Raw genomic sequence first — 21,019 nt, 5'->3', positions numbered from 1 at the left:
TTGTTGCTGCGTAAAGCTCAAAAGAGGGATGAACATTCAGGCGCGCCACACGGGGCCTGCGCCCCGGCGGCGCAGTGCGTCTGGACAGTATGAGCCAGCGGTGGGTTTCGGATGCAGGCGCGCGGCGGCCCTAGCCGCCATAGCGTTTCTTGACGCCGAACAGGATGGCGATGGCCCCGAAATACAAGAAGGGGCGCAGCGCGGCGGACAGGGCGTGCATGTCCATCCGGGCGAAGGCGAGGTCCAAGGCGAAATTGGCCGGCATGTCTCCCGCGCTCATATACTCCAGCGAGAAACGCAACAGCACATCGATCGCATAGGCGATCAGGGCCGCGCCGGTCAGCTGTCCCCAGCGTCGCATGGCCAGGGCCGCCACAATCCCCGCCATGAGGATGAAGGACAGATCAAAGAATGTGAAACCCGCCCATAACAGGCTCCAGGCGTCATTGCCCGCCATGCGCTCCCCCTTCGCCAGCCTCTGATTGAGGCATGTGTAGTCTACGACGCCCCCCAGGGCGCAGACAGCTTACTTGACGGCGACGCCATGCTCCAGCGCCCTGACGAGCTTGGCGATGTCAGAGGCGGCGTCAGACGCCGGATAGCGCGATTCCAGCATTACCTGGGCGCGAATCGCCTGGGGCACATGCGGATCGCGGCGCACAATGCCCGCCAGCGGCGGCCGGAACCCCAGAAAGCTCTCACAGGTCTTGGCGAAACCTAGATAGGCGTTTTGAGCGGCGGCGGGGTCGGGGGCGTTGTTGACCACCACGAACGGGCAGGCGCCTTCATCGCGCATGCGCAGGGTTTTCACGAAGGCATAGGCGTCCGTGAGCGAGGTTGGCTCGTCATTGATGACGATCAGCACGTCATCGGCTGCGGCGGCGAGGCGAATGGTGGAGCGTTCGGCCCCGGCGGCGAGATCGATCAAGGTGCGGTCATAGGCCATGGAGGCCGCTGTCACTCCGGCCGCCAGCCGGTTGACGTTTTCGAGGTCGAGCCCGGCGAGCGCCGCAGAACCTGATGGGCCGGCGATCAGATCAAAACTGCCTTCACCAACGCAATTCACTGCTTCCGCCAGGCTCAGATCACCGGCCACCACAGAGGCCAGATCACTGGCGGCGCTGACGCCCAATTGTACATCCACATTGGCCATGCCCAGATCCGCGTCCACCAGCAGGCTGCGTTGCCCGCGGCGGGCGAAGGCGTGCGCCATGGCGATAGCGAGGGTGGTCTTGCCCACCCCGCCCTTGCCGGACGCAATGGCGAGCAACGGTCCGGCCTGTCGCGGCGCGCTGAGCGCCAGGCTGGCGTCTGTGGCGAAATTGGTCATGCCGGGAGCTCCTCTCCGGGGTCTTCCAATAGCAATCTGGACAGGCGCAGCGCGGTAGCGGGCGCCAGGCCGTCGCCAATATAGGGCGAGGCGGAAATCTGGGCGTAGGCCAGCCCCGCCTCTCCAAACGCCAGCAAGGCGCCCAGTCGGCGCGCAATGTCGAGCTTGGTGGCGATCACGCGGCCGGCGCCGATCGAGCTGAACAGGGCGGCGGCGTCTTCGGCGTCGCCCGGCGTCATGCCCGCATCCAGCACGGCGACGATCTCCCCGTCGGCCGCGTCCGCGAGCGCCGCCAGATCATCAAGCTGGTCAAGATCAAACGGGTTCAGCCCCGCCACATCAATCAGCACAGGGCCGGCGGCGCTTGATTCCAGCAAGGACCGTAATTCACGCGGCCCGGTCACGCCTTCAAACGGCAGATCGAGCGCGTCGGCATAGGCGGTCATCTGTTCGGCGGAGCCGGCGCGGCTGTCAGCGCTGATCAGCATGGGCGCATGGCCTTGGGTGACAGCGCGTGCGGCGAGTTTGGCGAGGGCGGAGGACTTGCCCGACCCCGGCGGTCCCGCCAGAAGCACCGGACGCCCCGGATCAGGTTCCAGCGGATGCACGCCATAGCGCTGATCCAGAGCCCGGGCGAGGGTGGCTGTGGCTTCCCCGTCCTCAAGCGCCATGGCGCTGTCCATCAGCGCTTCGGAGGCGCGTTCGGGCGGCAGGTGCCAGCCCAGCGCGCGGGCGATCTTCGTCAGGCCTTCATCGGTTTCGCCCCGCGCCTGGGTGCGCGCCTGATCGCGGCGCGCCAAAGCGGTTTCCGGCGTCTCGCCCTTGGCGTGAACCGCGCCGCGTTCAGCGGCCGCGCGCACTTCCACCCCGCCCTCGGGGGCGTCTGCGGTGGAGATGATCACCGCATCCGGGCCCAGCTCATGGCGCACTTGCTCCATGACGGTGCTCAGGGTCTGTCCTGTGAAAGTGCGCAGGCGCATCGCGCCATTTCTCCTTTAGTCAGCGACTAGATCTGGCCAACGGTCTTGAGCCGGGCGCTGGGGTGAATTTCATTCTGGCTCATCACCACCGTCTGGGGGCGGAAGCGTTCGGTCAGCGAGCGCACATAGGGGCGCACATGGGGGCTGGTCAGCATAACCGGCACATCACCGCTCATGCCGGCGCGATCAAAGGCGGCGCGCACCACTTCGACAAACTCCCGCAGCTTGCTGGGCGCGAGGGCGAGCTGACGGCGTTCGCCCTCTCCGATCAGCGCCTCGGCGAAGGCCTGCTCCCATTGCGGGCTCAGCGACAGGACCGGCAGATTGCCGTCCGGGCCGCGATTGGCGTAGCAGATCTGGCGCGCCAGACGGCTGCGCACATGCTCGGTGATGGCGTCGAGATTATTGGTCGCGCCTGACGCTTCGGCCACGCCTTCGACGATGGCGGCGAGGTCGCGTATCGAGACGCGCTCTTTCAGAAGGTTTTGCAAGACCCGTTGAATGCCCGCGCGGGTGACCTGGCCCGGGGTGACCTCGTCCAGCAGTTTCTTGTGCTGGGGCGACAGCGCGTCGAGCAGGTTTTCAGTCTCCGCATAGCTCAGGAGTTCTGACATGTTGTCCCGCAGAATCTCGGTCAGATGGGTGACCAGAACGGCGGCGGGGTCCACCAGCGTGTAGCCGCGGAAGGTGGCTTCCTCGCGATTGGCTTCGTCGATCCAGGTGGCGGGCAAGCCGAAGGCGGGCTCCTTGACATGGGTTCCGGGCAGGTCGACCTGGGCGCCGGACGGGTTCATGGCGAGGATCTGGTTGATCTTCAGTTCGCCGACCCCGGCCTCCATCTCCTTGACGCGCAGCACATACTGTTCGCCGGGCATCTGCATGTTGTCGACAATGCGGACGCTGGGCAGCACGAAGCCGCTATCTTGGGCCAGATTGCGACGCAGCGCCTTGATCTGATCGGTCAGGCGGCGGCCTTCCACATCATTGATCAGCGGCAGCAAGGCGTAGCCGAGCTCGATTTTCAGCTCGTCGATATGCAGCGTGTCCTCGATCGGGGCGTCTTGCGGATCGGGCGCTTCGGCGGCTTCCTGGGCGACCGCTTCGGCGGCTTCGGTCACCACCGCTTTTTCGCGTTTCTGCGCGCTGATCCAGGCCAGTCCGCCTGACCCCGCCGCCATCAGCGCAAACGGGATCAGCGGCATGCCGGGCAGCAAGCCGATGGCGAGCGAGGTGCCTGACACCATGCCCATGGCGGCGGGATTGGCTGAAAGCTGACCGAACACGGCTTCTTCCGCTGCGCCGTCCACACCGGCCTTGGAGACCAGAAGACCGGCGGCCAGCGACACGATCAGCGCCGGAATTTGGGAGACCAGACCGTCGCCGATGGTCAGCGAGGAGAAGGTGCTCGCCGCCGAGCCGAAATCCATGCCCGACTGGGCGACGCCGATGATCATGCCGCCGATCAGGTTGATCGAGGTGATCAGAATGCCGGCCATGGCGTCGCCGCGCACGAACTTGCTGGCGCCGTCCATGGCCCCGAAGAAGTTTGATTGTTCTTCAAGTTCCTTACGGCGCTTGCGCGCCTCGTCTTCATTGATCAGGCCCGAGGACAGATCGGCGTCGATCGCCATCTGCTTGCCGGGCATGGCGTCCAGGGTGAAGCGGGCGGCGACTTCCGCGATCCGGCCCGACCCCTTGGTGATGACGACGAAGTTCACGATCACCAGGATGATGAAGACGATGATGCCGATGACGAAGTTGCCCTGCATCACAAAGCCGCCAAAGGCCTCGATAATGTCGCCCGCCGCCCCGGTGCCGTTCTGACCCTCAGACAGGATCAGGCGCGTCGATGCCACGTTCAGCCCCAGCCGTAGCATCGTGGCGACCAGCAAGATGGCCGGGAAGGCGGTGAACTCCAGCGGGGATTTGATGAAGAGCGCCGTCATCAGGATGAGCACGGAAAAGCTCATCGACACTGCCAGCATCACGTCCAGCAGGGCTTTCGGAAGCGGCAGGATCAGCATGACCAGAAGGCCCAGAACCCCAAGGCCCATGGCGATATCGCCCCGCGCCAGCCGTTTGGCGATCTGGCCGAAATCGAAACCGGTTTGGGATGAGGCGTTGGCGTCAGCCATGGATCAGGCCCGTTCTGGCAAAGGTGAAGCGAGGCGCGATTCTGCGCTCGCCATTAGTCTGAGTGCCCGGATTCTCGACCGCTCAAAAGAGCGTCGCGCGTCGTCCTCACGCGCTGATGAGCGGACGAGAGCCCAGGCGGACATCATCCCGCGAACCGGGATTCGCCGGGTGCGGGGACATCCTCGCCCTGTTCGCCATAGAGCTTGAGCTTGTTGCGCAGGGTGCGGATGGAAATCCCCAGAATGTTTGCGGCGTGGGTGCGGTTGCCCAGACAATGATCAAGCGTGTCGAGGATGAGGTCTTTCTCCACTTCCGCCACGGTCTTGCCCACCAGATTGATCGCCTCGTCAGCGGCCTGGGCCGCCTGACGCGCCACGGATGATCCGGCGGCGCTGGCGGGCAGGGGCGAGCCGTCGGGCAGGCGAATGGCTTCAGGCTCGATCTGCGCGCCGCTGGCCAGCAGAACCGCACGGTGCATGGCGTTTTCAAGCTCTCGCACATTGCCGTTCCAGGCGCGGGCGACGACCTGGGTCTTCGCGGCGTCTGACAGCGGGCGATAGTCGACGCCATTGGCCTTGGCGTATTTCTTCAAGAAGTGATCGGCCAGCGCCAGCGTGTCTTCAGGACGGTCGCGCAGCGGCGGAATGGCGAGGTTCACCACATTCAGGCGAAACAGCAGGTCTTCCCGGAAGCTGCCGTCGCGCACCGCTTCGCGCAGATCGCGGTTGGAGGTGGCCAGCACCCGGATATTGACCTTCACGGGCTTTGAGCCGCCGACCCGGTCGATCTCGCGCTCTTGCAGGGCGCGCAGCAGCTTGGCCTGCAGGCGCACATCCATTTCGCTGATCTCGTCGAGCAGCAGCGTGCCGCCATCGGCTTCTTCAAACTTGCCGATCCGCCGGGCCAGGGCGCCGGTAAAGGCGCCTTTCTCATGGCCAAAGAGTTCGGATTCCAGAAGGTTTTCAGGGATCGCGGCGCAGTTCACCGAGACGAAGGCTTTGGAGGCGCGTTTGGATTTCTTGTGGACATAGCGGGCCATGACCTCTTTACCCACGCCGCTTTCGCCGGTGATCAGAACCGAGGCGTCGGACGGGCCGATCTGATCGGCCAGACGCACCACGTCCAGCATCAGCGGGTCACGGGCGATCAGGGTGCGGTCATCGTCAGACACCGCTTCCAGAACCGCTGCGATCAACTCGGGATCAGGCGGCAGATGGATGAATTCCTTGGCCCCGGCCTTGATGGCGCCGGCGGCCGCTTCAGGACGCACATTCACGCCGCACGCGATGACCGGAACAATGATGCGCTCCGCCTCGTTGGCGGCGATCAGGCTGCCGACATCGAGATTGACGTCGACCATCAGGATGTCGGCGCCCTTGCCGGCGCGCAGATAACCGGTGGCCTGCTCGATAGTGTCCACATGGGCGACCTTGGCGCCGCGGTCCATGGCGATTTTCGTGGCGGCGGACAACTGGCCGCCCAGGCTTCCAACGATCAGAACGCGCATCGTTCGTTTCCTTTCCTATGGGCGGCCGGGGTCAGCCGGTGTCCCCGTCCTTGATGATTTCAGTCATGGTCACGCCCAGCCGGTCGTCCACGACGACGACCTCGCCACGCGCCACCAGGCGTGAGTTCACATAGATATCGATGGCTTCGCCGACCTTACGATCAAGCTCCAGCACCGAGCCCGAGGTCAGGCGCAGCAGCGAGTTCACATCCACATGCGCCTTGCCCAGCACAGCGGAAATGTTCACCGGCACGTCAAAGACCGGCGCCAGGTCCACCGCCGTGCGCACTTCCTCGTCGATCAGCGACTGGGCGGCGCCTGCGGTCGGTTCGCCCATGGGCGTCGGGTCGGGGTCCACGCCGGCCGGATCGTCAGACAGATCGGGAAGGTTCAGATCGTCATCACTCATGGCTTAGCTCCTTCAGGCCTGGGCTTGACCGCCCAGGGCGGCCTGATCGGGGGTGGCGTCCGCATCGGCCTCAAGGGGCTGGGCGAGCCAGTTTTTCACGGCTTGCTCGATGCGGGCTTCAATGTCTTGGGTGGTGCGTTCAATGGCGCCCGAGCGCCATTCCAGCACGCAGTCCGTGCGCGCGATGTCGGCGTCGGCGCGCACGATCAGCGCGCCTTCCATGCCGCGCTGGGCGGCTTCGCCTTCCATCACTTCGGCCAGCGCGTCCGACAGGCTCGGGTTGACCCGGACGGCGATGCGCGGCTCGCCCCGCAAATCAGACAGGGCTTCGGTGATGCAGGCTTTCAGCGTGTCTTCGCCATACTGCTCCAGCGCCGCGCCGGCGATGATGCGAGCCGCCGCCAGCGCCAGGCGCGCCGCGTCTTCGCGCATGGCTTCTGATTCCGCCTGCATGCGGCCAAGCAGCGCGCTGACCTGATGCACGACCTGGCCGGCGGCCTCGGCGGCGGCTTCCTGGGCTTCAATCTCGGCGACCTGACGGGCGGCTTCGGCGGCCTGTTCGGCCACCATCTGCATTTCCTCTTCGGTATAGACGCGCTTGAACGTGTCGCCTTCTCGCAGAATGCGGCCGTCCGGAGCGAATTCCCGGTCAAAGTCGAATTTTCTGAAGCCGTCCGTCACGCCGCTTCGGCCTCCCTAGTAAATGAGTTCATCTTCGCCGCCGCCTTCTGACAGCAGGATTTCGCCCTTGGCGGCGAGGTCTTTGGCCTGGTTGACCATGTTTTGCTGCGCGCCATCCACATCCTTCAGGCGCACCGGACCCATGGAAGCCATGTCCTCGCGCAGGATTTTCGCGGCGCGCTCGGACATGTTGGAGAAGAACAGGTCGCGCAGCGTGTCCGACGCGCCCTTGAGCGCCAGGCCCAGCTGGTCTTTCGGTACGCCGCGCAGCAGGGTCTGCACGCCTTGGGGGTCGAGCTTGCCCAGGTCCTCGAACACGAACATCAGCGAGCGGATTTTCTCGGCGGAGTCGCGATTGCGCTCTTCCAGCGACGCCAGGAAGCGGTTTTCGGTCTGGCGATCGAAATTGTTGAAGATGTCCGCCATCAGCTCATGGCTGTCCTGCTTGGACGTGCGCGCCAGATTGCTCATGAATTCAGAGCGCAGGGTCTCCTCGATCTTTTCGACGATCTCGCGCTGCACCGGCTCCATGCGCAGCATCCGGGTCACAACTTCCATGGCGAAGTCTTCAGGCAGGGCGGCCAGCACGCGCGAAGCGTGGTCGGGGCGCACCTTGGAGAGCACCACGGAAACGGTCTGCGGGTATTCGTTCTTGAGATAGTTCGCTAGAACCACCTCGTTCACATTGGCGAGCTTGTCCCACATGGTCCGGCCGGCGGGACCGCGCAGCTCTTCCATGATCTGGTCGACCTTGTCCTCGGGCAGGAAGGAGGACAGAAGGCGCTGCGCCTGATCCACAGACCCCGTGATCGAGCCGGTCGAGGACATGGAGCCGACAAACTCCATGATCAGTTTTTCGACGGCGCCGGAGGTCACATTGCCCAGATTGACCATGGCCTGGGAGACGACGCGGATTTCCTCGTCATCCATCATCTCCCACAGCTGGCGCTGTTCATCGCCCAGAGCGAGCAAGATCACCGCCGCCTTTTCGGCGCCGGTCATATTTTTGGGGTCGTCGACTTTACGACCGCGAGGGGCTGGAGCGTCAGACATCTCAACCCTCTCCGTCGTGCATCCAGGTGCGCAGGATGCTCATGGATTCATCCGGGTGCTGCTCCACAAGGGCGGCCACTTTGCGCACCGAGGATTTCTTCACCTGGCCTTCGATCTGGGCGACGTCGATATGGTCATCCGAGCTGGGCTCTTCCGGCAACATCACGCCTCCTTCAGGATTGCCGAGCAGGGCCTGCACATTGTCCGGCATCCCCGCACCGCCTGGCCCCGCCAGGGCGGCGGTCCGTCCACCAGAGACATTGCCGATCGCGCCCTGCACCAGCGGACGCGCCACCAGCAAGATCACCAGCAGGGCGGTGATGAACAGCACCACGATCTCGGCGATGCGCATGAAGTCCAGGCTGCCCAGGCTGAAGCCTTCAGGGGCGGGCGTGCCCAGCGACAGGTCGGGACGGTTAAAGCGCATGGAGGTGACTTGCAGGATCTGGTCGCCATCCGTCAGCGTGGTGTCGACGGGAAAGCCCACGGCGGCGGCGACCAGATTGCGGATCTGGGTCAGCTCGGCTTCACTGCGGGGCTCAAAGGTCAAAACGCCGTCCTCGCCCACAGTGGCGACTTCATCCACGACCACCGATACCGCCAGGCGCTCAAGATCGCCCGCCTGAATGATGGAGACGGTTTCTTCCTGGGTGTTTTGATAATTGCGTTCTGTGATCGAGCTTTGGCTGTTGGCCATCAGGGGCGTTTCGCCCTCTGCGCCCGCTTCGCCATCCGGGGTGTTCTCGCTGACCGAGACGCCGCCGGAGGTGACAGGCTCGGAGCGGCTTTGCTCTTCGGCGCGGCGGCTGACTTCGACCTGTCCGTTGGGATCAAACTCCAGCCGGGTGCGGGTCTGGCTCTGGCGGTTCAGTTCGGCGGTCACGGCCACGCGTACGCCGCCTGAGCCCACCACGCCTTCAACGAGATCGCGGATTTTCTGCTGCAGGTCGCGCTCGATCGCGCTCTGACGGTCATCGAGCATGGCGCCGATCAGGTCGCCCTCTGCGTCACTGGGCGCGGCCAGGAGCCGGCCCTGATCATCGGCCAGAGTGATGCGGTTGACCTGAAGTCCCGGTACGGCGGTGGCCACGAGATTGCGGATCGTGGCGATCTGGGAGCTGGACATTTCCCCCCGCACGGAGACCACCACAGAAGCGGAGGGCTGTTGCTCGTCGCGGGAGAACAGGCGGCGTTCGGGCAGCACCAAATGCACGCGCGCGCCGGTGACGGAGTTGAGCGTGTTGATGGAGCGCGCCAGCTCGCCCTCCAGAGCGCGCTTGGCGTTGACGTTCTGCACAAAGCTGGTGGTGCCCAGCGCATCGGTCTCGTCAAAGATCTCATAACCGACCGAGCCAAAGCTCAGCGCGCCGCCAGAGGCGACCCGCATGCGCGCCTCGTCGACCTGATTGGTGTTGACGTACACGGCCGAGCCGCCCTCTTGCAGCTCATAGGAAATGCCGGCCTGGTCCAGGCGCTCGCTCACCGCGGCGGCGTCTGACGGCGCCAGCCCCGAGAACAACAGCGCCTGACCATTGGAATTCATGCTCATGGTGAAAAACACCAGAGCCGCCGCCGCGCCGGCCGTGAGGCCGAACATGGCGATCAATCGGCCAACACCGAATCGGGAAAGCTGTTCCAGTAACGCGTTCACGCCGGGCCGCCCTTGCTCGTTTCCGAATCAGAAAACGCCGCTCCCTGAAGCGGCTAGGCAAGTTTTTCCCACTATCCGCGTAAACGGGGTATTAACGCGTTGAATCAAAAAACACGATCAGCGCGGCGAGCCAAGGCTCGCCGCGCTGGATTCAGGCCAGAAAAGAGAGAGGGGGGCGTACCGCCTATTGGCGGTAATGCTGTATGCGCGTCGTGCGCAATCCGGCCAGTCCATGCCGATCAATGGAGCGCTGCCAGGAGAGAAATTCCTCCACGGTCAGCCGATATCTGTCACAGGCTTCATCCAGGCTTAGAAGTCCGCCGCGAACCGCTGCGACCACTTCCGCTTTTCGGCGAATAACCCACCGCTTGGTGTCCGGGCTCGGCAAATCGGCCACGGTTAGCGGGCTGCCATCTGGACCGATGACATAGTTTTCCTTCTTCGCTCGACGTTCCATCCGACCCATCCTTGTTAGAAGGCACGTCTTACGCGCGCCCTTAGTGAGGAGGGTTATACGGGAGGGCCTCTTAAGGTGAGCCTAAAGCTCAAGGTAAAAGTACGGTAAATCAATTGTTTAGAAAAAATTCACCCCAGCGCCGAAGCGCCGGGGTGTCAGTCGGCCGGTGGGACGGCGGTGGTTTAACGCTTCATCTGGATCGCTTCGGCGAGCATTTCGTCCGCCGTGGTGATGATCCGGGAGCTGGCTGAATAGGCCCGCTGGGTGATGATGAGGTTCGAGAATTCGGTGGCGATATCCACGTTGGAGTTTTCCACCGTTTGTGCGGCGATGGTGCCCGATGCGCCCGATCCGGGCGCGTTCAGGGTGAAGGCGCCGGAGTCTTCGGTGATCTGGAAGCTCGCGCCGCCGACCGACGCCAGGCCGTTGGCGTTGAACACGGTGGCGACCGGCATCTGGTAAACCTGGCGGACCACACCGTTGGTGAAGCGGGCGGACAGGAAGCCGTCCTCGCTCACTTCCACCCCGGCGAAGGCGCCGAAGATCGCGCCGTCCACCACGGTGGAGTCAAGGTTTGACGGCGAGTTGAACTGGGTGATGCCGCCCGGCGCCCCTGCCGTGCCCAGATCGAGCGCCAGGGTTTGCGCGCCCACACCGGTGGTCGTTGACCAACGAATGGCGCCCGCACCGACAGGACCGGCCGTGTCAGAGCTTTCAAACGCGATCGAGGTCGGCAGGGTGGTCGGCGCGCCTGACAGGATTTCGCCATTGGTGTCAAACGCCACAATGCCGGTGGCGATCTGACCATCGACCAGCGGTGCGCCCGTGGTCACGTCCGCAGCCGGCTGCACGTGCAATTCCACATGCCATTGGTTGGCGTTGGTGGCGTGCTTGAGGAAGGACATGGTGACCGAGCGCACACCGCCCTGGGTGTCATAGATCTGAATGGTGCGTTCAAAGTCCGGCGTCACATTGCCCGACGCCATATTGGTGGCGCTGGCGCCCGCCGCATAGGTCGCCGCAGCTGCAGACGGCGTGGTGCTGGCCTGCAGGTTGGCGTTGATGCGGACATTGGAGGTGGCGTTGGCGGTGCCGCCGATATTGGACAGGTTCACCGCTTCCAGCTGATCAAGATTGGACGGGTTCTGATTCACCGTGCCATCCGCCTGAACCGGCCAGGCGTAGAGGTACTGGCCCGCATCATTGCGCAGATAGCCCGCAGAATCCGTCTGAAAGCCGCCGGACCGGGTGAATAGCACCGCGTCAGAACCGGTGCCGGAATTGTTCGGGCTCGGACGTACGACAAAAAAGCCGTCGCCGTCGATCGCCATGTCGGTCGCCGAGACGCCCGGCGTCAGAAGGCCGGAGGAATTGACGTCCAGACGCGAGTTCGAGCTGACGCCCGAGGAGGCGTATCGGCTCGCGCCGCCGCCGCCGATCTTGTAGTTCGGCGTGAAGATCGTATCGACGCGCTTGTAGCCGATCGTGTTCACGTTCGCGATATTATCCGAGATCGCCGCCAAGGCTGAAGAGTTGGCGATCAGTCCGGACGCGCCGGCGGCCATGGCCGAGTTGATACTCATATCGTGCTTCCCATCGTTTGTGCCCGGGCTCGCGGTCCTTCTGGTCAGGAGCCTCGATTTTGTTGCGGAGCGGTTCGGGCTCCGGGTGTCCCCGTTTCGGGGTTATGCAGCGACCTGAGACCCGGTTTGGGTCGCAGAGCCTGAAGCGGTGTCAGTGGCGGGTTGGCCCCTGGATTCGCGGACGCTGGTCACCAAGGTGGCCGGCAGGACGAGCGCGCCGTCAGAGAAGCTGACCTGCGCCTGGCCGCCGCTCATCTCCACGCCGGTCACCCGGTGTGTGACGCGTACGGCGTAATCCAGGATGACGTCGTCAGCATCCTTGGCCACGACCTCGAGCTGGTAGACGCCAGGAGGCAGGGTGTTGCCCGCTTGATCCTTGCCGTCCCAGACCACCTCATGAACGCCTTCAGAGGTGTCGCCATCCAGACGACGCACCTGCTTGCCGGTTTCATCGGTGATGAGCAGCTCCACGCTCTGTGCTTCCTGCGGCAGGCCGTATTCCCATTTCGCCTCGCCATTTTCGAGCAAGGAGTAGGTGGTGTTCACCGTGGCGTCCTTGCCAATGAATTGAAGCGCGGTCAGCTGGGCGTCGGTCTGTTGCAGCGCCAACAGGGCTTCCAGCGATTCATTGGAGGCGATCTGTTGCTCCACCGAGGAGAACTGCACCAGCTGCTGGACGAATTGCTCGGACTCCATCGGGTTCAACGGATCCTGGTTCTTCAGCTGCTCGGTCAGCAGGGTCAGAAAGGTGTCGAAATTGTCCGCCAGCCCTGCAGTGGCCAGTTTGGACTGGCTCTGCTGTTGCTGGGTTTGGGCGGCGGCGGATACGTCTGTCATGAGTTCGCTCTTCTTCTCAGGCGATCAGGTTGACGCCAGCGCGCTGGCTGACGGCGAAGCCGTAGAGCGCGTCAGCCAAAGGCGCGCCGGGCAAGTCAGTTTCGACCTGCGCGGTGAACCGGTTGCGGGCGGCGAAGTCGTTGGCGGCAGCGCCCGCGTCATCGTCGAATTGGGTGAAAGCGCCGCCATCCTCACTGAGCGAGAAGGACAAGCCGTCCTCGTCCAGCTCCAGACCGGCCTCGGTGAGCGCTTTTTCAAGGTCGCGGGCCGAGCGCTGCAGTTCGGACAGCGTGTCAGCGCGTTCCGCGCTCAACACGGCTGAGACCTTGTTATTGGGCCCAAGCTCCAGACGCACCTCGACGCGGCCCAGTTCGGGCGGGTCCAGACGAATGTCAAACACCCGTGCGCCGTCATTGAACTTGCGCGCGATCTGAGCAGCCAGCGTATGGGTGGTGGTGGGCGCGAACCGGGCGGCGGTGTGCGCGTGGATCTGCCCCGGACGCTGCGCCTCGGTGCGCGCATCCTGGCGCGCCAGACCCATGTCCAGATCCGGATCGATCGCATCCGCGCTCGTGTCCATGGGCGCCTCGCTCGACAGCGCCGTATCCTGAAGCAGGAAGGTCAGCGGGTCTGTATAGGCGGTCACCGCTGGAGCGGGCGTGGCAGTAGGCTTGGCGGCGGGCGCGGCCGGTTCGGCGCCGGTTGCTCCGGCGCTGGTTGCGGTGGCGCTCTGGCTTGCGCTGGCGGATGTCTTGGCCGCTGACGGCGCGGGATTGTCAGACTGACGCGCTTTATTCTGGGCGCCGGGGGCGCGATCTGAGTCCGCCCGCTGCGTTTGAGCCGCACGATCGGCTTGTGCGGCCTGAGCCTGAGCCTGGGCTTGGATCTGGGCCTGCCCTTGAGTCTGGGCGGCAGCGTCAGACGCGGAAGCGGCTGATGGCGCAGGCGCGGCGGCGTCAGCTTTCACGGCGTCGGACGCGGGCGCTGCGACGTTCTGTGGAGTTTTGTCGCTCTGGCTTTTGGGGGCGGCGTCAGTCTGCGCCGCGACGCCCGCGCCTGCGTCTTTGGATGCGGCGGCGGTGGCGGCGTCAGAGCGTGTCTCGGTCTTTGCGGTTTCGGCTGTGCGGGCCTGCGCTGCCGCGTCGGCCTCGGCGTCAGCGTCAGCCTCGCCCGCAGGTGCAGAGGCCGCAGCGTTTATGACCGGCGTGCTGTCGTCATCGGCGACGCCTGCCGCGCCAGTGGGGGTGGCGCGGCCATCAGCCGGTTGAGCGCTTTTGCCGGACGGCGTCGCGGCGTCAGGGCCGGAGGCGGCCCCGGTCGGCTGTGCTTTCTCGCCTGAAACGGGTTTGCTGACGTCCGCGCGCGCCAACTCAGCGCCATCTTCCGCGCTTGCTGAGGGCGAGGCGCTGGCGGCCGCCGCCGGGCTGGCGGGGTCAGCTTGTGTCGGCTTGGCGGATTGAGCCATGTCAGCCGCTGAAGACTTGGCGTCGGCTGCCGGCTTCATCGCCGCATCCGGCGCGTCTTGTGACTCTTGCGCTGCGCCCGCCTGCGTCGTCACACCCGTGTCGGCGCTCTCGCCGTCCTGAGGCGCCGAGGCGTTGGCGGCCTGGAGTTCATTGAGGTTGACCACGATGGCTGCGGTCTCGCCTTCCGGCGCCTGAGGAGTTTCGGTCGTGGTCTCGGCCTGAGCGTCCCGCGCGTCATTGGCGGCGTTGCGTTGAGATGTCTTGGCCTCAGAGTTCTCAGTGCGCGCCTGATCGTCCTGCGCCTTGTCACGCGCGGCTGCGGCGTTGCGTTCAGCTCTGTCAGATGAGGCCGGTGCGGAGGTCGGCTTGCGATCCTGGGGCTCAGGCAGGGCGAACGCCTGCGCGCCCGTCTCCGACACGCGGGGGGCGCGTGGGGCGGACGGGGCTAACGGCGCCGGGGCCGGAGGCAAGCGGTCGAGCGGCATGAGCGTAAGGCTCCGCAATCATCAAGCTGATGCGCCGCGTTTTGCTGCGTCTGAGGTGTCGAGCCTTTTGCCCGACTTGGCGTCATCAGGTCTTTCAAGGGGCGTGCCAAGTCAGCCATCCGTAAAAGGCAAGTTATATCAATGAATAAACCTGTTGTTAGGGTTTGCAGGCGGCGCCGGTCGGCAGATTCTCCCCGCTCCTGGATGACGGATTTGCCGAGCGTGCCGGGCTCTTTGTACTTGGCCCGGGGTTTGCGCTGTCTGACAGGGTCAGTATCAGAGCGCTTCCGGGCGACACGCCACGCAGAACTTAAAAAGCAACTTAAATACAATTGCTTATTTAGTTTTTGGCGCAGGCTTCAAAGCTCGGACTTCAGGCGCTGACTGGGAAATTTCTGCCGCTCAATGGGTAAAAACGCCCGCGCGAGCGAATGTTGGAGGCGCACATGGCGCTCAATTCTGTGATCGGCAACGCCCTGTCCGGGCTGCAGGCGTCTCAGCTCGGCTTGCGCACGGCGTCCAACAATGTCGCGAACGTCAATACGCCCGGCTATGCGCGCACCGAGCTGGCCATCACCTCACGCAATGTGGCCGGTCAGGGCATGGGCGTTCAGGTGCGTGGCGTCGAGCGCATCACCGATGAGTATTTGCTGGCGGCCTCGGTGCGCGCCCAGTCTGACTACTCCGCCGCCATGGCGCGGAACGGCGCGCTGGACCGATTGCAGGCCCAGTTTGGCGGCACCGATGACGAGACGTCGCTCTTTGGCCGGTTGAACGCGGCGTTCAGCTCGCTCAGCGCTGCAGCGGCGGACAGTGCGGAAACCGTGTCCCGTCTCAGCGCCGCCTCTGAACTGCAGAGCTTTTTTGATGAGGCCGAGCGTTTGTCAGTCGAAATGCGCACCTTGCGCAATGAGGCGGACACCCGGATCGGCGCCGGGGTCGGGCGGATCAACGAGATCCTCAAGGAGATGCAGGACCTCAACACCCAGGCGCAAACGCTGAGCGCCAATGCCTCTGACACCAGCGGCGCTGCGAACCGCCAGGTTGAATTGCTGGACGAATTGTCGAGCCTGATTGATGTGCGCACTCAGCGCCAGGCTGATGGCCGCGTCTTTGTCTCCACCGCTGACGGTGTGTCGCTTCTCGACAATTCGCGGCTCAATCTGGAGTACACGCCCGCAGGCACCGGCAGCTATGGGCTCGATTTCGGCGAGATCACGGCTGTGGTCTCTGCATCCGGCGCTCGGGTCAGCCTGACCCACAACATCACCTCGGGTGAAATCCGCGGCCTGATTGATCTGCGCGATCAGGATCTGCCGCAGCTCGCGGCGGCCCTGGGCGAGTTCACCGCCGGTGCGGCGGACGCGCTGAACGCGGCGCATAATGACGCCACCGCTTATCCGCCGCCCAATACCTTGACCGGGCGCGACACCAGTCTTGTGGGCGGGGATGTGCTGCAAGGCTCCGGCGCGGCGACTTTGGCGATCGTCAATAATGACGGCACGCTGGTCCAGCAGGTGGCCATTACGGTCACCGGCGCCGGTTTCACCGTGGACGGCAACGCCGCGAACTCGATCACGGATCTGGTCACTGAGCTGAACACGGCGCTGGGCGCCAACGGCACGGCGAGCTTTACCAATGGCCGGTTGAGCATTGACGCGGCAAACCCCAACCATGGCGTGGCGACCGTGCAGGACGAGACCACCCCGTCCTTCATCGGCGGGCGCGGGTTTGCGCATTTCTTTGGCCTCAATGACATCGTGGACTCAGATCGCCCGGCTTTCTTTGAGACGGGGCTGACGGCGACCAGCGCTCATGGTCTGGCGCCGGGCGGGGTGATGAGCTTTAAGGTGCTCGGTCCCAATGGCGCGCGCACCGCTGATATCGACGTTACTGTCGCCGGCGCGAGCATTCAGGACCAGCTGAACGCCTTGAATGCAGCCGGGACGGGGCTGGGCGCCTATGGCGCGTTTGGCATGGACGCGAACGGTGAGATCAGTTTCACGCCGAGCGCCGGCTTTGAGCAGTATGATGTGGTGGTCACCGGCGACACCAGCATTCGCACCGGCACCGGCAAATCCTTCACCAGCATTTTCGGTCTCTCTGAAAACGCGCGAATGAGCCGGTCTGAAGGATTTGAAGTGCGGCCTTCCATCCGGTCGGACTCCATGTTGCTCGCCATGGCCAAGCTTGATGTGACCGGCGCGTCGGCGCCAGGCGATCTGGTGGTCAGCGCGGGCGATAATCGCGGCGGTCAGGCGCTGGCCTCAGCCGGGCAGGTCAAACGCACCTTTGATGATGCAGGCGATATGCGCGGCGGACAGTCCACCCTGGTCGAATATGGCTCTCGGGTTGCGGGCAAGGTCGGGTCGGTCGCCGCCGCCGCCGAGCGTCAGGAAACCGCCGCCGCAGCGGTGAAGGAAGCCGCCGATATCAAGCGCTCGGACGTGGAAGGGGTGAGTCTGGATGAAGAGCTCGCCCGGATGATTCAATTCCAGCAATCGTACAACGCCGCAGCGCGCCTTCTGCAGGCCGCGCGCGAGATGTCCGATACCTTGCTGCGTATCGTTTAAGTCGGGACGGGAGCTTAGAATGAGAATTTCCACCCAGGCCGCATCCCAGGCGGCGCTTATGGACCTGATGCGCGCCCAGCGCGAAGCCTATGACGCGCGCGACCAGCTCGCCAGCGGCAAGAAGGCGCCGGACCTCAAGGGCTACGCCAACACCGCCGAGACGATCATTTCAGCGCGCGCCGCCCAGCAGCGCAGCGAATCTTTCGCCAGCGCCAACAGCCGGATCATGAACCGGCTGGAGGTCCAGGATCTGGCGTATCAGGAATTGTCACAAGCGGCGACGGATCTGCGTACGACGCTGACCACCAATGACGGCTCCTTCATAATGGACAAGGTGCAAGAGGTCTTCGATCAGGCCTCGGCTGCACTCAATATGCGCTTTAACGGCTCTTACGTCTTTGGTGGCGTGCGCACGGACGCCTTGCCCTTCACCGCGGACACCATCGCCGACCTGCAGGCGGCGGCGCCGGACGTTTCGGCCATGTTTGACAACGCCGCGCGGCGCCAGACCACGATGATCGAAGAAACGATCACCGTTGACATAAATTCGACCGCGTCTGAAGTCGGCACGGACCTGATGGCCTCCATCGAGCGGATCGCTGATTTCAACGCCGGGCCTGACGGTCCGTTCAACGGCCAGATCACCGAAAACCAGCAAGCGTTCTTGGAAACCGAGCTGGCCAACATCATCGCCGCTTTTGACACGATCAACGTGGCGATGGCGGAAAACGGCTCACGCCAGAAACAGGTCGAAAACGCCATCACCGGCCATGAAAAACGCGCCGATTATCTCACCATCATGGTGGCGGGGATCGAGGATGCGGACATGGCCGAGGCCGCGACCCGTTTCCAGCAGGCGCAAACCGCCGTGCAGGTGTCCGCGCAGACCTTCTCAACCCTGAGCCAGATCAGCCTGTTGAATTATCTCTAGAGCCTTTTCAGCGAAAGTGGGCGCCGGTTTCGCGGTTCGAAAAGGCGCTCGGTAAAGACGGAGCCTTTTCAGCGAAAGTGGGGACCGGTTTCGCGGTTCGAAAAGGCGACCAGTAGAGGCTAGCCCAGGCCTAATCGCCGGCGCTCTGGCTGCCCATTTTGCGGCCCCGGCGTTCGGCGGCGGAGACTGCATTGCGCACAAGCCCGGGCAAACCGCCGCCATTCATCAAGGCGTCAAGGCCAGCCTGGGTGGCGCCGCCGGGACTGGTCACAGCGCGGCGCAGCTCATCGGGTTCGCCGACGCCCGCTTTCATCAAGGCGCCCGCGCCCGCGACCGTCTGCTTGGCGAGGGTGAGGGCGAGCGCACGCGGCAGGCCTTCCGCTTCCGCCGCTGCGGCCAGCGCTTCGGTGAACAAGAACACATAGGCGGGGCCGGATCCCGAGACCGCCGTCACCGCATCCATCAGCCGTTCATCAGAAATCCACTCCACCAACCCGGCGGGTTTGAGAAGTCTGTCCACGCGTTTCTGATACGCCTTGGTGTCCGCGATGGGATTGGCGACGCAGACGCTGACGCCCTCGCCGATGGCGGCGGCCGTATTGGGCATGGCGCGCACGACCGGACGGTCGGGCAAGGCGTTCGAGATGGTGCGCAGCGGCACGCCTGCGGCGATCGAGATCACCAGCGCGTCCAGCGGCAGGTCGTCATTGAGAGCGCTGAGCACCGGGCGGACCTGATCGGGCTTGATCGCCACCACCAGCGTGTCGAGCGTCCGCGCCAGCTCGGGCGTCAGGGCGTCCGCCTGCGCCACGCCGTGTTGCTCGATCAGCGCTTGCGCTCCGACGCCTGGCCGGGGATCAATCAGGATGATCTCATCGGGGCTGAGGCCGCCGCGCGCTTTGCGAAGCCAGCCCTGCGCCAGAGCGGACCCCATACGGCCCGCGCCCAGCAGACCGATACGGCCTTGTGTCTCTGACATGTGTGCGTTCGGGTCCTTTTAGGCCTCTCCGGCCGTGTCGAACATGGCGGCGGCCACGGCTTCGAGCGGAGTCTTACCGCTCCACAGAAGATAGTGGAACGCCGGATACAGCCTTTCCCCCGCTTCTTTCGCCGCTTCGATCAGCGTGGCCCCTTGTGCGACGGAGACGTTTTCCGCTTCCGGCAGGGTCAGCGCATGGCGAAAGACGACGGAGCCGTCTTCGTGCCAGATTTCAAAATGCCCGATCCACAAGCGTTCGTTCAGACGCGCCACCAGCTCGCAGACATCCTTGTAGCGGCTGTCCGGCGCCTTGAGGTCGAGCGCGGAAAAGACGTGGATCACATCCAGATCCGGTCGATAGGCGAACCAGACCTGATGATCGCGCCAGGATCCCGGCACCGCCATGTGCAGCTCCAGATCGTCGCGCTCATAGGCGTACTGCGCCGTCAGAACGGCTTGTTCAATGCTTTCCAGCGGATCCATCGCGATGATGGTTTCCTGGGTGGTGAGATCCATGATGGTCCTCTAGCCCCTCGCTGCACCCGGCGACTCAGTGTGTCGCCCATGTGGAACGGTATGCGCCCCGATCCCCGGGGTGCAAGCGCTCAGCGTCAGGGAAATTGTAAATGGTTTATTCAGCGGATTTTTTTGCTGTGGATGTCTTGGCGGCCGGCTTCGCCCGGCTCGGCTTCTTCGCCGATTGGGCCTCAAGCTCCGTCAGACGGGCCTCCAGCGATTCAAGCCGGGCGGCGCTGGCGTCCGCTTCGGCCCGCAGAGCTTCAAACTCGTCGCGGCTGACAAGATCAAGTTCGGACGCCATGCGTTCGGCCTGGGCGCGGAACACCGCACGCGCTTCATCGCCTGCGGCTTGTGCTGCGCTGAATGCGTCGGTCATCAGATCGGCCAGATCTGCGAACATTGGGTTGCGGGACTGCATGACATCACCGTGTGCTCTGCTATGAAGACCCATATAGGCGTCCGCGGCCCCGCTAGGCAATGCGGAGTCGCGCCGTCTAACAGTTAACAATCGGTCTTTGCGGCCGAATTATTTTTCTGGAGCCTTTCATGATAGGCGCATGCCCCGCCAGCTTTGATCTGATCGACCCGGTATTGTTCTCGATTCCCGAAATCGCCGGCCTCGGTCCATTTCCCATCCGCTGGTATGCGCTCGCCTATATCGCCGGGCTGTTTATCGGCTTGTACTGGGTGTTGCGGCTGGTGTCTCAGGGACAGCTCTGGGGGCTGACGCCCAAAACCCAGACCGCGCCCTATAGCCGCGCCTTTGTGGATGATCTGGTGCTGTGGATCATGATCGGCATCATTGGCGGCGGCCGGCTGGGCTATGTGCTCTTTTACAACACCTCGATGATCTGGGAGGAGCCGATCCGGGTGGTCACCGGCATTACCGATGGCGGGATGAGCTTTCATGGCGGGCTTCTGGGCGTCACGCTGGCCATGGTGTTGACGGCCCGCGCCTATAAAGCGCCCTTGCTGCGGGTGTCGGACGCCGTGGCGGCGGCGACGCCAATCGGTTTGTTCTTTGGACGGCTGGCCAATTTCATCAATGGCGAACTGTATGGCCGTCCGGCGCCGGACCTGCCCTGGGCCATGCGCTTCTCCCCCGACCCGACCTGCCAGCTGCGCCATCCCAGCCAGCTTTATGAAGCGGCGCTTGAGGGCGTGGTGCTGTTCGTCATCCTGACGGTGCTGATCTACCGGTTCAGGGCGCTCAGCCGCCCGGGGCTGCTCACCGGCGCCTTCCTGGCGGGGTATGGCGTGTTTCGCGCCTTCGTCGAGGTGTTCCGTGAGCCGGACCCGCAAATGCCTGAGGCGCTGCAAGGCTATGTGACCATGGGTATGGTGCTCTGTATTCCCATGATCGCCGTCGGCGCCTATCTGATCTGGCGGGCGCGTCAGACCCCGGCTGTGGGCGCCCGCAAAGCCTGACCCGATACGAGGAC

Annotated in this window: 19 protein-coding genes; 3 read left to right on the top strand and 16 right to left on the bottom strand. The window is 64.2% G+C overall.

Going from position 1 to position 21,019, the window contains the following annotated elements; all coding sequences use genetic code 11:
- Positions 1-130 precede the first annotated feature (130 nt).
- The 13 genes from ACP154_RS01960 to ACP154_RS01900 all read right to left on the bottom strand — a co-directional run bounded on the left by ACP154_RS01960 (position 131) and on the right by ACP154_RS01900 (position 14,575).
- Positions 131-457: a hypothetical protein gene (locus ACP154_RS01960; RefSeq protein ID WP_107711432.1), complete on the bottom strand. Its 327-nt coding sequence runs from the start codon at positions 455-457 to the stop codon at positions 131-133.
- Positions 458-526: 69 nt separating this feature from the next.
- Complete coding sequence (locus tag ACP154_RS01955) at positions 527-1,330, bottom strand: AAA family ATPase (protein ID WP_421857346.1); 804 nt, start codon at positions 1,328-1,330, stop codon at positions 527-529.
- Positions 1,327-2,310, bottom strand: coding sequence for a flagellar biosynthesis-like protein (FlhF) (locus ACP154_RS01950; protein ID WP_107711430.1), 984 nt, complete (start codon positions 2,308-2,310; stop codon positions 1,327-1,329). Before ACP154_RS01950 ends, ACP154_RS01955 begins: the two co-directional genes overlap by 4 nt.
- Positions 2,311-2,336: 26 nt before the next feature.
- Complete coding sequence (gene flhA / locus ACP154_RS01945) at positions 2,337-4,445, bottom strand: flagellar biosynthesis protein FlhA (protein WP_107711429.1); 2,109 nt, start codon at positions 4,443-4,445, stop codon at positions 2,337-2,339.
- A 143-nt stretch (positions 4,446-4,588) separates the two neighbouring features.
- The gene (locus tag ACP154_RS01940) at positions 4,589-5,953 is read right to left on the bottom strand and encodes a sigma-54-dependent transcriptional regulator (protein ID WP_107711428.1); all 1,365 of its coding nucleotides are present in this window, start codon (positions 5,951-5,953) and stop codon (positions 4,589-4,591) included.
- Between the two features lie 31 nt (positions 5,954-5,984).
- Complete coding sequence (fliN, locus tag ACP154_RS01935; RefSeq protein WP_421861410.1) at positions 5,985-6,290, bottom strand: flagellar motor switch protein FliN; 306 nt, start codon at positions 6,288-6,290, stop codon at positions 5,985-5,987.
- Between the two features lie 84 nt (positions 6,291-6,374).
- Positions 6,375-7,043, bottom strand: coding sequence for a FliH/SctL family protein (locus ACP154_RS01930; protein WP_107711426.1), 669 nt, complete (start codon positions 7,041-7,043; stop codon positions 6,375-6,377).
- Between the two features lie 15 nt (positions 7,044-7,058).
- Entirely contained in the window at positions 7,059-8,096 is a 1,038-nt protein-coding gene (gene fliG / locus ACP154_RS01925; RefSeq protein WP_107711425.1) for a flagellar motor switch protein FliG, read from the bottom strand.
- A 1-nt stretch (position 8,097) separates the two neighbouring features.
- The gene (gene fliF / locus ACP154_RS01920) at positions 8,098-9,747 is read right to left on the bottom strand and encodes a flagellar basal-body MS-ring/collar protein FliF (protein WP_107711424.1); all 1,650 of its coding nucleotides are present in this window, start codon (positions 9,745-9,747) and stop codon (positions 8,098-8,100) included.
- A 184-nt stretch (positions 9,748-9,931) separates the two neighbouring features.
- On the bottom strand, positions 9,932-10,204 hold the full coding sequence (locus ACP154_RS01915; protein ID WP_022701524.1) for a DUF1153 domain-containing protein: 273 nt from the start codon (positions 10,202-10,204) through the stop codon (positions 9,932-9,934).
- 182 nt (positions 10,205-10,386) lie between these two features.
- On the bottom strand, positions 10,387-11,787 hold the full coding sequence (locus ACP154_RS01910; RefSeq protein ID WP_107711423.1) for a flagellar hook-basal body complex protein: 1,401 nt from the start codon (positions 11,785-11,787) through the stop codon (positions 10,387-10,389).
- 102 nt (positions 11,788-11,889) lie between these two features.
- Positions 11,890-12,624 carry a flagellar hook assembly protein FlgD gene (locus ACP154_RS01905; RefSeq protein WP_421857351.1) on the bottom strand — a complete coding sequence of 245 codons (735 nt, stop codon included), beginning with the start codon at positions 12,622-12,624 and terminating at the stop codon, positions 11,890-11,892.
- A gap of 16 nt (positions 12,625-12,640) precedes the next feature.
- Complete coding sequence (locus ACP154_RS01900) at positions 12,641-14,575, bottom strand: flagellar hook-length control protein FliK (RefSeq protein WP_421857353.1); 1,935 nt, start codon at positions 14,573-14,575, stop codon at positions 12,641-12,643.
- Between the two features lie 446 nt (positions 14,576-15,021).
- Here ACP154_RS01900 and flgK point away from each other — a divergent pair, with 446 nt between their 5' ends.
- Together flgK and ACP154_RS01890 are read left to right on the top strand one after the other, a co-directional pair.
- Positions 15,022-17,148 (top strand): flagellar hook-associated protein FlgK, encoded by a 2,127-nt coding sequence (gene flgK, locus ACP154_RS01895; protein WP_421857355.1) that lies wholly within the window; start codon positions 15,022-15,024, stop codon positions 17,146-17,148.
- Between the two features lie 19 nt (positions 17,149-17,167).
- Positions 17,168-18,079, top strand: coding sequence for a flagellin (locus tag ACP154_RS01890; protein WP_421857357.1), 912 nt, complete (start codon positions 17,168-17,170; stop codon positions 18,077-18,079).
- A 130-nt stretch (positions 18,080-18,209) separates the two neighbouring features.
- Here the strand turns inward: ACP154_RS01890 and proC are convergent, their stop codons facing one another.
- The 3 genes from proC to ACP154_RS01875 form a co-directional block, all read right to left on the bottom strand.
- Positions 18,210-19,058 (bottom strand): pyrroline-5-carboxylate reductase, encoded by an 849-nt coding sequence (gene proC / locus ACP154_RS01885; protein WP_421857359.1) that lies wholly within the window; start codon positions 19,056-19,058, stop codon positions 18,210-18,212.
- A gap of 18 nt (positions 19,059-19,076) precedes the next feature.
- Positions 19,077-19,574: a YbjN domain-containing protein gene (locus ACP154_RS01880; RefSeq protein ID WP_107711418.1), complete on the bottom strand. Its 498-nt coding sequence runs from the start codon at positions 19,572-19,574 to the stop codon at positions 19,077-19,079.
- Between the two features lie 115 nt (positions 19,575-19,689).
- A complete protein-coding gene (locus tag ACP154_RS01875; RefSeq protein ID WP_421857361.1) occupies positions 19,690-19,995 on the bottom strand; it encodes an accessory factor UbiK family protein in 306 nt (101 codons plus the stop codon).
- 128 nt (positions 19,996-20,123) lie between these two features.
- Here ACP154_RS01875 and lgt point away from each other — a divergent pair, with 128 nt between their 5' ends.
- Positions 20,124-21,005 carry a prolipoprotein diacylglyceryl transferase gene (gene lgt / locus ACP154_RS01870; RefSeq protein WP_133723863.1) on the top strand — a complete coding sequence of 294 codons (882 nt, stop codon included), beginning with the start codon at positions 20,124-20,126 and terminating at the stop codon, positions 21,003-21,005.
- The last annotated feature ends 14 nt before the right edge of the window (positions 21,006-21,019 follow it).

The sequence above is a fragment of the Oceanicaulis sp. genome, assembly GCF_965249665.1.
Classification (GTDB): Bacteria; Pseudomonadota; Alphaproteobacteria; order Caulobacterales; family Maricaulaceae; genus Oceanicaulis.
This window is presented reverse-complemented; position numbering and strand designations above follow the sequence as displayed.